The 11,737-nt window shown below is 44.7% G+C and carries 7 protein-coding genes; 3 read left to right on the forward strand and 4 right to left on the reverse strand.

Annotated elements, in window-relative coordinates; genetic code table 11:
* The first annotated feature begins 2,073 nt into the window (after positions 1–2,073).
* Complete coding sequence (locus V4P57_RS07190) at positions 2,074–4,497, forward strand: toprim domain-containing protein (RefSeq protein ID WP_455465873.1); 2,424 nt, start codon at positions 2,074–2,076, stop codon at positions 4,495–4,497.
* Here V4P57_RS07190 and V4P57_RS07195 read toward each other — a convergent pair.
* The 3 genes from V4P57_RS07195 to V4P57_RS07205 all read right to left on the reverse strand — a co-directional run bounded on the left by V4P57_RS07195 (position 4,458) and on the right by V4P57_RS07205 (position 5,396).
* The gene (locus tag V4P57_RS07195; protein ID WP_455465874.1) at positions 4,458–4,652 is read right to left on the reverse strand and encodes a hypothetical protein; all 195 of its coding nucleotides are present in this window, start codon (positions 4,650–4,652) and stop codon (positions 4,458–4,460) included. The two genes, V4P57_RS07190 and V4P57_RS07195, sit on opposite strands and share 40 nt — an antisense overlap.
* Positions 4,653–4,781: 129 nt before the next feature.
* Positions 4,782–5,003 (reverse strand): hypothetical protein, encoded by a 222-nt coding sequence (locus V4P57_RS07200; RefSeq protein ID WP_455465875.1) that lies wholly within the window; start codon positions 5,001–5,003, stop codon positions 4,782–4,784.
* A 237-nt stretch (positions 5,004–5,240) separates the two neighbouring features.
* On the reverse strand, positions 5,241–5,396 hold the full coding sequence (locus V4P57_RS07205; RefSeq protein ID WP_455465876.1) for a hypothetical protein: 156 nt from the start codon (positions 5,394–5,396) through the stop codon (positions 5,241–5,243).
* Positions 5,397–5,562: 166 nt separating this feature from the next.
* Here V4P57_RS07205 and V4P57_RS07210 point away from each other — a divergent pair, with 166 nt between their 5' ends.
* Complete coding sequence (locus V4P57_RS07210) at positions 5,563–6,159, forward strand: hypothetical protein (RefSeq protein ID WP_455465877.1); 597 nt, start codon at positions 5,563–5,565, stop codon at positions 6,157–6,159.
* A gap of 1,963 nt (positions 6,160–8,122) precedes the next feature.
* On the opposite strand, the gene V4P57_RS07215 is transcribed toward V4P57_RS07210, so the two are convergent.
* Positions 8,123–8,254, reverse strand: a complete 132-nt coding sequence (locus V4P57_RS07215) for a hypothetical protein (RefSeq protein ID WP_455465878.1) — start codon at positions 8,252–8,254, stop codon at positions 8,123–8,125.
* A 2,571-nt stretch (positions 8,255–10,825) separates the two neighbouring features.
* Between V4P57_RS07215 and V4P57_RS07220 the strand changes: the two genes are divergently transcribed.
* Positions 10,826–11,173, forward strand: a complete 348-nt coding sequence (locus V4P57_RS07220; RefSeq protein WP_455465879.1) for a hypothetical protein — start codon at positions 10,826–10,828, stop codon at positions 11,171–11,173.
* Positions 11,174–11,737: the final 564 nt, after the last annotated feature.

The raw sequence follows: 11,737 nt of genomic DNA on the forward strand, positions 1-11,737 counted from the left end.
ACACTGAAACTTTTTACTGAAAATCCTAACCATAACCACAGGTATGCACATGAACACAAAGCACATCTCCGCCTCATCGGCAAACACACAAAACTCCACCCACTGCATATGCCAAGCTCAGACAGTTCCCGAGAAAAACCAACGCACTCCAACAGCAAAACCAAAAGCCGCACAACGACCCTCAAAGGGCACCATCTTTACCAGAGGTTAGCAAGCAGGCATCGCTGCAGCAGTTTCAAAAGGACTGAGTGTTTTTTCTTCTCACTCTCCAAAAAATCCTAACCACAACCACAGGTATGCACATGAACACAAAGCACATCTCCGCCTCATCGGCAAACACACAAAACTCCACCCACTGCATATGCCAAGCTCAGACAGTTCCCGAGAAAAACCAACGCACTCCAACAGCAAAACCAAAAGCCGCACAACGACCCTCAAAGGGCACCATCTTTACCAGAGGTTAGCAAGCAGGCATCGCTGCAGCAGTTTCAAAAGGACTGAGTGTTTTTTCTTCTCACTCTCCAAAAAATCCTAACCACAACCACAGGTATGCACATGAACACAAAGCACATCTCCGCCTCATCGGCAAACACACAAAACTCCACCCACTGCATATGCCAAGCTCAGACAGTTCCCGAGAAAAACCAACGCACTCCAACAGCAAAACCAAAAGCCGCACAACGACCCTCAAAGGGCACCATCTTTACCAGAGGTTAGCAAGCAGGCATCGCTGCAGCAGTTTCAAAAGGACTGAGTGTTTTTTCTTCTCACTCTCCAAAAAATCCTAACCACAACCACAGGTATGCACATGAACACAAAGCACATCTCCGCCTCATCGGCAAACACACAAAACTCCACCCACTGCATATGCCAAGCTCAGACAGTTCCCGAGAAAAACCAACGCACTCCAACAGCAAAACCAAAAGCCGCACAACGACCCTCAAAGGGCACCATCTTTACCAGAGGTTAGCAAGCAGGCATCGCTGCAGCAGTTTCAAAAGGACTGAGTGTTTTTTCTTCTCACTCTCCAAAAAATCCTAACCACAACCACAGGTATGCACATGAACACAAAGCACATCTCCGCCTCATCGGCAAACACACAAAACTCCACCCACTGCATATGCCAAGCTCAGACAGTTCCCGAGAAAAACCAACGCACTCCAACAGCAAAACCAAAAGCCGCACAACGACCCTCAAAGGGCACCATCTTTACCAGAGGTTAGCAAGCAGGCATCGCTGCAGCAGTTTCAAAAGGACTGAGTGTTTTTTCTTCTCACTCTCCAAAAAATCCTAACCACAACCACAGGTATGCACATGAACACAAAGCACATCTCCGCCTCATCGGCAAACACACAAAACTCCACCCACTGCATATGCCAAGCTCAGACAGTTCCCGAGAAAAACCAACGCACTCCAACAGCAAAACCAAAAGCCGCACAACGACCCTCAAAGGGCACCATCTTTACCAGAGGTTAGCAAGCAGGCATCGCTGCAGCAGTTTCAAAAGGACTGAGTGTTTTTTCTTCTCACTCTCCAAAAAATCCTAACCACAACCACAGGTATGCACATGAACACAAAGCACATCTCCGCCTCATCGGCAAACACACAAAACTCCACCCACTGCATATGCCAAGCTCAGACAGTTCCCGAGAAAAACCAACGCACTCCAACAGCAAAACCAAAAGCCGCACAACGACCCTCAAAGGGCACCATCTTTACCAGAGGTTAGCAAGCAGGCATCGCTGCAGCAGTTTCAAAAGGACTGAGTGTTTTTTCTTCTCACTCTCCAAAAAATCCTAACCACAACCACAGGTATGCACATGAACACAAAGCACATCTCCGCCTCATCGGCAAACACACAAAACTCCACCCACTGCATATGCCAAGCTCAGACAGTTCCCGAGAAAAACCAACGCACTCCAACAGCAAAACCAAAAGCCGCACAACGACCCTCAAAGGGCACCATCTTTACCAGAGGTTAGCAAGCAGGCATCGCTGCAGCAGTTTCAAAAGGACTGAGTGTTTTTTCTTCTCACTCTCCAAAAAATCCTAACCACAACCACAGGGATGAATATGAGCACAATTTTTGAAATCAAACAGAAGCTTATCTCTCAAGCGAGAGTGATAGCGGAAACGCTTCTGCCAAAAGGGTACCAACGTGGCAATGATTGGATTGTAGGGAGCATACGTGGTGAAGCGGGTCAAAGTTTATCGGTGTGCTTGAGTGGTGATAAAGCGGGGCTTTGGTATGATTTTGCGGAAGGCAACGGCGGTGACCTTTTAGACCTTTGGTGTGCAGTCAAAGGGATAAGCCTCTCTCAAGCCTTAGAGGAAGCGCGTGCCTTCTTCAATCTTACACGTCCCAAACCCTTTATGGCACCCCATCGCTCCTACCGGCGTCCCCCAGCTCCAAAAGGGAACATACCGCAAAATTTGGTAAAAACTTATCTCAACAAAGAACGCTGTATTCCTCTTGAAATTTTAAAGCGTTACCGGATAGGGGAAGAGGGAAATAAGATTATTTTTCCCTTTTATAAGCCAGATGGCACCCTTGCTTTAGTAAAAGAACGGCTGGCACAAGCAGATGCAAAAGCAAAACCGACAGCGGCACAGTGTGAACCAATTTTGTTTGGCTGGCAAGCTCTTTACCCCACAGACCACGCCCACGCCACCATAGACCACACCCACGCCACCATAGACCAACCCCGCGCCACCACAGACCACGCCCACGCCACCACAGACCACGCTCACACCACCATAGACCAACCCCGCACCACCACAGACCACGCTCACACCACCATAGACCAACCCCGCACCACCACAGACCACGCTCACACCACCATAGACCAACCCCGCACCACCATAGACCAACCCCGCACCACCATAGACCACACCCACGCCACCACAGACCACGCCCGCGCCACCATAGACCACGCCCACGCCACCACAGACCACGCCCGCGCCACCATAGACCACGCCCACGCCACCACAGACCACGCCCGCGCCACCATAGACCACGCCCACGCCACCACAGACCACGCTCACACCACCACAGACCACGCCCACGCCACCATAGACCACGCCCACGCCACCACAGACCACGCCCGCGCCACCACAGACCACGCCCACGCCACCATAGACCACGCTCACACCACCACAGACCACGCCCACGCCACCATAGACCACGCCCACGCCACCATACAGCGGGCTTTTCCCTCGACAAAACGTACCCTTGTCATCACTGAAGGAGAAATTGATGCGCTTTCGTTAGCGGCCTATGGATATCCGGCAGTTTCAGTACCCTTTGGCGGCGGTAGTGGAGGAAAACACAACTGGATTGAAAATGAATTTGATCATTTAGAGGCTTTTGAAACGATTTTTTTAGCCACCGATATGGACAAACCAGGTGAAGAAGCAGCACGTGAAATTGCCAGCAGGCTTGGTCGCCACCGTTGCTACCGTGTCCGCTTGCCCCGTAAGGATGCCAATGACTGCTTAACTGCTGGTGTTGATGCCACCATCATAAAAGCCGCCTTTTCCTCCGCTAAAAGCTTTGCACCAGAAGGATTACGGCACGCCTCAGACTATAAAGATCAAGTGATAGGATTGTTTTGGCCAACCCCTAAACAGCATCTTGGTTACACGGTTCCCTATCCTAAACTCAATGGAAAGTTGTATTTTCGTCCAGCAGAATTAACACTCTGGAGCGGTACGAGTGGTGCTGGGAAAAGCCAACTGTTATCAGACTGTATTCCCCACTGGATTTCCCAAAATAGCCGCCTTTGCTTAGCCTCGCTAGAAATGAAAGGAGAACAATCGCTACGCCGTTTAACCAAACAAACGGGAGGCGTGGAACAACCAACAACAGAGATGATTGAGCGGATTCTGCATTTTTTAGACGAAGGACTGCTGCTTTATGAGCATGTTGGCAAATCAAGCGTCGACACATTGCTAGATGTGTTTGACTATTGCCGCGCACGCTATGGTTGTGATCAATTTATCATCGACAGTCTGATGCGGCTAGGAATCTCCTCCGATGACTATGCGGGACAAGAACAAGCCGTTTACAAAATGGTTGATTGGGCTGTTTTAAACGCGGTACATATTCATCTTGTTGCCCATGCCCGTAAAGGAGGACTGGAGAAAGATATCCCCGGTACAGAAGATATTAAGGGTGCCTCAGAAATTGGCGCAAATGCCTTTAATATCATCACCATTTGGCGCAATCGACTGTTAGAAGACAAAATCTTTGCCGCATCACTCAGGGAAGAAAAAGCAGAATTAGCCAAACGCCCTGGCGTTATTATGAATATAGCAAAACAACGTTCCGGAGATTTTGAAGGCAAAATTGGTCTTTGGTTTGACTCCAAAACCTACCGCTATCGCTGTTCCTCTGAACACCCCCTCACTCCAAGGCGTTATCTTGAATGCCCAACCAACACCACTTGTTTCAAAAATCAACTCCACAAAACATCAATACATTTTATTCCTTCCTGAACAAACAAAGGGACAAATTCAACAATGCCCGCAATCACCCCATTATTTGAGATAAAAAACCAGTGAACCCCCATATGCTTCGCTCCCACATGCGCCAATCCAAGGACAGCTCCAACAATGCAACAAACACCAACCCCATCACGAACAACGCCCATGAAAAACCCATACTCCTCACCCTCACAAGAGCAAAAAAAGTATCACTCCAACAATACAGCAAGACAGCACTACCTTCAAAAATACGCCCCACGGTACAGCCATACTCCCCGCCCCTTCAGAACCAAAAACTAAAAACAACGCCCAAAAAGCCAATCCACACCAATACGCTCCGCTTCCGCATAAACAAATTGATTAACAGCGGCAAGAATGAATCCAAACCCCACCCACTTCCGGAACTCTCCTCGTGTAACCCCAAACTTCCTCAATCCCACATAAACAAAACTAAGAAAAACGCCCACAATGCAGCACGACAGCACTACCTTCAAAAATACGCCCCACGGTATAACCATACTCCCCGCCCCTTCAGAACAAAAACTAAAAACAATGCCCAAAATGCAGCCAAGCACCAATCACTTTTCAAGAACCAAGCCCAGAGAATACGAATACACCTAGCTCCTTCATAAGAAAAAGGAAGAGTCAATCCAAAAATGAAGCCAAACCCCAAATCTCCAGAGAACCAAAGCATGCTCAACCCCATATACACCACTCCCACACGCGTACAAAGAAGGAACACTCCCACAATGGCACTAAACACCAACCCATTCAATAACCACAAACAACGCGTCACAACCCCATCCTGCCACCCTTTCATCAGCCAAATAAAGCACCACTCCAGCAATGCAGCAAAACACCACAGCCTTCAAAACCAATTCCCATACAACATCGGTACTCTGCGCTCCCACCAAAATAAAACCAAGGGCAGCCCCAACAATACAACAAGCACTTCCCCAATCCTCCCCTCAAGGAAATATCGGGCAAAACTTACCCCCTCAAACGCTTAAGACCAACTTATATCCGATTTTTTTCAACATAAAACAAAACGACAATTTTTGAAGGAGATAAGATAACATGAAACATCAAGAGACAAGAAAAGACCAAGAGGAACAAAAAAATAAGACACACATTTTTTCCTCTTCCCATCCTCGTGAAGAGAAAGCGCACATTGGCCATTTAAAAACACAAGAAGTGCTCATTGAAACAAGCAATCCTTATTTTCAGTCAACCCACCCAGAAAGTGGAAACAACCCGCGCACTGTTAAAGCCATTGCCAATGCGCGGGGGCGTCCTATTGCGCTTTTATACACAAAAGGGCATATCAGCAAAGCACAATATAGAGCAGCAGAACGTTTTTATGTTTACTGGCGCCAAAGCCAAGCTGACCTACACATGAGCCCTGACTACACACATGAAAAGGTTGAGTGTAGCCAGAGTTATACACACCCTCTTGAACGTCAAATAGAAGCGACCAATCATTTACAAAAGGTCAAAGTTCTGCTTGGTATTCTTGGCTATTCCCTTGTAGAAAAGGTGGTTGGCTATGATCAAGCAATTAAAGACTTAACCCCCTCAAAACGCAAACAAAACTCTCTTGCTGATCATTTACGAGACTGTTTAGAGCTGCTCGCTTTTCACTGGGGATATACAAACCGTAAACCCTCTGAATGATTCCCACACACCTCTCTCTTCCCTCTCTCTATCTCTCCAGCCTCTGCCCCTTTCCCTCCTTCTCCGCACGTTTACTCCTCCCATACCTGCACCTAACCAGAAACCACACCCATCAAAATCCCCCTCACATGGACTTCCTCACCACCAGCCATCCCTCATCAACACCCAAGCAAAGCTATCACCCCATAAAAAATCCTCCCTCTCCTTCTCCGCCTGCTCTTCACTCCCCTCTTCCAAACCCCTACTTCATTCCTCACGAAAGAGCCCTACACAAAAGCCTCATCAACACCCAAGCAAAACTATCACCCCATAAAAAATCCTCCCTCTCCTTCTCCGCCTGCTCTTCACTCCCCTCTTCCAAAACCCTACTTTATTCCTCACGAAAGAGCCCTACACAAAAGCCTCATCAACACCCAAGCAAAACTATCACCCCATAAAAAATCCTCCCTCTCCTTCTCCGCCTGCTATTCACTCCCCTCTTCCAAAACCCTACTTTATTCCTCACGAAAGAGCCCTACACAAAAGCCTCATCAACACCCAAGCAAAACTATCACCCCATAAAAAATCCTCCCTCTCCTTCTCCGCCTGCTCTTCACTCCCCTCTTCCAAACCCCTACTTCATTCCTCACGAAAGAGCCCTACACAAAAGCCTCATCAACACCCAAGCAAAACTATCACCCCATAAAAAATCCTCCCTCTCCTTCTCCGCCTGCTATTCACTCCCCTCTTCCAAAACCCTACTTTATTCCTCACGAAAGAGCCCTACACAAAAGCCTCATCAACACCCAAGCAAAACTATCACCCCATAAAAAATCCTCCCTCTCCTTCTCCGCCTGCTCTTCACTCCCCTCTTCCAAACCCCTACTTCATTCCTCACGAAAGAGCCCTACACAAAAGCCTCATCAACACCCAAGCAAAACTATCACCCCATAAAAAATCCTCCCTCTCCTTCTCCGCCTGCTCTTCACTCCCCTCTTCCAAACCCCTACTTCATTCCTCACGAAAGAGCCCCACACAAAAGCCTCATCAACACCCAAGCAAAACTATCACCCCATAAAAAATCCTCCCTCTCCTTCTCCGCCTGCTATTCACTCCCCTCTTCCAAAACCCTACTTTATTCCTCACGAAAGAGCCCTACACAAAAGCCTCATCAACACCCAAGCAAAACTATCACCCCATAAAAAATCCTCCCTCTCCTTCTCCGCCTGCTCTTCACTCCCCTCTTCCAAACCCCTACTTCATTCCTCACGAAAGAGCCCTACACAAAAGCCTCATCAACACCCAAGCAAAACTATCACCCCATAAAAAATCCTCCCTCTCCTTCTCCGCCTGCTCTTCACTCCCCTCTTCCAAAACCCTACTTTATTCCTCACGAAAGAGCCCTACACAAAAGCCTCATCAACACCCAAGCAAAACTATCACCCCATAAAAAATCCTCCCTCTCCTTCTCCGCCTGCTCTTCACTCCCCTCTTCCAAACCCCTACTTCATTCCTCACGAAAGAGCCCCACACAAAAGCCTCTCACACTTTAGCACACTTTTCGCTATACTCTTCTCTCTCACCAGCATCTCAGTATAGATATCGACGCATACCTATTAGATAATCTCACAGAAATCGCACCATTCTCCAGCCAATCTTTTAGCCACTCTTGGAATCTCCACACCACGCCACTTTTCACCTCTACTCTTTATACATGTTTAACATTCCCTTTGAATTGCCTCTTTAAGAGACACACATAATGCATCATGTTTTTATTCCTCCTCTTTTACATATTTACGTTTTATCGTTTTTACGATTACACAGAAAACAGGAAAAACGCTTTTGATAAAACCCCAATTAAAACATTTATAAACAATATGTTAGCCAATGTGAATAAAAGTAAAACATATGAAAATTTGCTTCACTCATCCATACTTCTCCCCCACCTCTCCAATCTATTTCTCCATCCTCATCAACATACCACTTAAATAAACGCCGCCCCACCAAGAATGCCCTCATATGGTCTTACCTCTTCTCCTGCACCTCTCCCTTCTCCTACCCTTTCCTCCTCTTCTTCCTCTGCGCCTTTTCCTTCTCTAACCATCATATGTTTCAACAAATCTTGTGCCTATGGGAATCAAAAAAAACGCTTTCGCTTAAATCCCGCTATGCTTTAACTTGAAAAAATCGCACAAAATACCGCTTCTCTTTTTACGGAAAGAAAGGTTTTCAGTTTAATTTCAAAGTTTATTTTAAGCATCGCCTCCATAAAGATATCTACCCTATCTATTACTGGAATCATGCCTATCCTATTACTGAAGCCAACAAACTTGATAGCAGTATTTTTCATTAAGATTTACTTGTTTAAATCCGCTAATTTTCTGTAAAAAGCATTTTCTGCGATAAAACACACTTGATATAAAAAAAAGATCCGTCATCCCCACCCCGAAAGCATCGGGGAAGAAAGCTGTAGGTTAAAACATCACACACCAACCAATTCTACAATCAATAAAAGATTGAACAACACACAACATCATCCATAGATGACAGATACACAACAAAGCGCATGAAACAAATCTGAAAAACCGTAAAGAATACCAAACCAATTTCATTGGGAACCACCCCTACTTTGGTTCATTTCATCGGCACCAATCCTATCAACCTCCACCCCACGAATATTGACCCCATAAACATCCATCCTATGGATATCTACCTCACCGGCGTCCATCTAACGGAGAACATTCCCTTCCAATCTTAAAAAATTTGCAGTTTTTAAGATCTTTATCTGTTTAAATCTTCATGCATCAAATACATGGCATTACACTTATCATTTTTTCATGTATGAGCTGCTTTGCAGACTTATTCCGCTCATCAAAGTTGCATTCTGTAAAAAATAAAAGGATTTTTTATAACACTTTCCTAGTGTCTATAGCACTTCGAAAAATTATTGTACCTACAATACTTTGAGAAAGTCTATAACTGTATAATTTGAACATAAAACAACAGTTATTAAAATATTTATGCTCCGTATAATGTTTTAGTATGTTAATTTTTTTGAAAAGTAAGAATTCTATATGCACATGACTTATCAAGCTTGTGCAAAAAACAAAATCAAGAAAAGATCGCAAAGAAGTTCTCCAATATCCAAATTACTATAGATTTTTTAGATTCTTTTGCTATGATGCTATTTTTCCAGCACTTTTTATAATCATTCCAAATATTAAAGATGCAAGATAAATATTCATAGAATATATGCAACAACCAACCACTATAGGACATAAAATACACAAATTTCCTTAACTATTTCCATCTTCGCATGGGAATATACTATGCTTCAAGAGGTGTATTTCAACACACATGAGGTGCATCCAAATCCCTCAATACGGATGCACCCCACCTTGAAGGAGTGCATCCAAACCCTCAATACGGATGCACCCCACCTTGAAGGAGTGCATCCAAATCCCTCAATACGGATGCACCCCACCTTGAAGGAGTGCATCCAAGCCCTCAATACGGATGCACCCCACCTTGAAGGAGTGCATCCAAATCCCTCAATACGGATGCACCCCACCTTGAAGGAGTGCATCCAAATCCCTCAATACGGATGCACCCCACCTTGAAGGAGTGCATCCAAGCCCTCAATACGGATGCACCCCACCTTGAAGGAGTGCATCCAAGCCCTCAATACGGATGCACCCCCCCACCTTGAAGGAGTGCATCCAAATCCCTCAATACGGATGCACCCCACCTTGAAGGAGTGCAGCCCCAATACGGAAGCCCTCAATACGGATGCACCCCACCTTGAAGGAGTGCATCCAAGCCCCCAATACGGATGCACCCCACCTTGAAGGAGTGCATCCAAGCCCTCAATACGGATGCACCCCACCTTGAAGGAGTGCATCCAAGCCCTCAATACGGATGCACCCCACCTTGAAGGAGTGCATCCAAGCCCTCAATACGGATGCACCCCACCTTGAAGGAGTGCATCCAAACCCTCAATACGGATGCACCCCACCTTGAAGGAGTGCATCCAACCCTCAAACCCCAATACGTGCATCCAAATCCCCCAATACGGATGCACCCCACCTTGAAGGAGTGCATCCAAATCCCTCAATACGGATGCACCCCACCTTGAAGGAGTGCATCCAAATCCCTCAATACGGATGCACCCCACCTTGAAGGAGTGCATCCAAGCCCTCAATACGGATGCACCCCACCTTGAAGGAGTGCATCCAAACCCTCAATACGGATGCACCCCACCTTGAAGGAGTGCATCCAAATCCCTCAATACGGATGCACCCCACCTTGAAGGAGTGCATCCAAATCCCTCAATACGGATGCACCCCACCTTGAAGGAGTGCATCCAAGCCCTCAATACGGATGCACCCCATTTCTCACAGGACATTTTTAGCTTTCATAGGCGCTCCGTTGTTAGGAGCATGCCAGTAGCTATTTTGTTATGCATTGCTATATAATTACGCGTATGGACCCCTCAAACTTCATAAAAAGATTATAAAATAGATTCTGAAAGAATTAATTAAGGCAATTAAGGGTAGATTTTGTCAAATTGTAGACAAATTATATTCTTTTTTGTGACTGTTGCATTTTTACTATAGTTATTTAAATTAAATTTATATATGATCCGTTATGATATTTATTTTAGAAAGAAATACTTAGGAGAAAAACTATGAATATCAGATATTTTTTTATAGCAAGTGCAGTAATAAGTGGTTTAGCCCTTGCAGTTCAAGAATCTGATAGTATAGTCAATAAACAACCCTCTCCTGTTGTTGCTAATTATACTGTTCATAAAACTGATTTACAGTTTATTAAACCTGTAGGTAACACATTGGATAAATTGGATATACTAAAAATACAAGTTAATGGTGAAGAAAAAACAACAGATAGCCAAAATTTATACACAAAAAGTAACGAATTATTTTCTATAATAGGTGGATTATTACATGATTTTTTCATGTTTTTCTTACAAATATTCCTTTTAGGATCAGGAAATGGAACACCTAGCAGTTCTTAAAAGAAAATACTAACTATTTTGGTACATTACACAGTTAGCTATTGATAAGTCCCCAATAAAGTGGGGGCTTCATTTTTGTTTTTTCCTTTATCAGCGATACATTATTTTTGTGTTCTATAACATTTTTGTTTTCGCTTAATCTTCTTTTCACCTCATAAAGATTAGATCCCTACCCCCATCAATCTTTCATAAAATTGGTTTCTTTCGCATAGATTTTACCTATTGGTCACTTATGTGATTCACTTCATAGAAATCTCGGATAAATTTTGCCATGAATATTGAGTTCAGCTTTTTTCCACACTTTATTAACGTAAAAGATTAATACAAGAGACATTAAAGGCAAATGCAAACGGCATTTATATTTTTAAGAGGCATGTATATGCCTTATATCAAAGTTCTAAAAGACAATATTTTACAATACTAAAAAGATAATAATCAGCCTTTTTTGAAAATAAAGGAGCGGTCTTTTTCTCAAAAATTGGACACTGACTGTTTTTCTTTCTGCCTTCATTCACATGATTTTCAATGCATTTTTTTAAAATCTTACTGTGATTCTTTATTTTT

The organism is Bartonella sp. B39, from assembly GCF_053795145.1.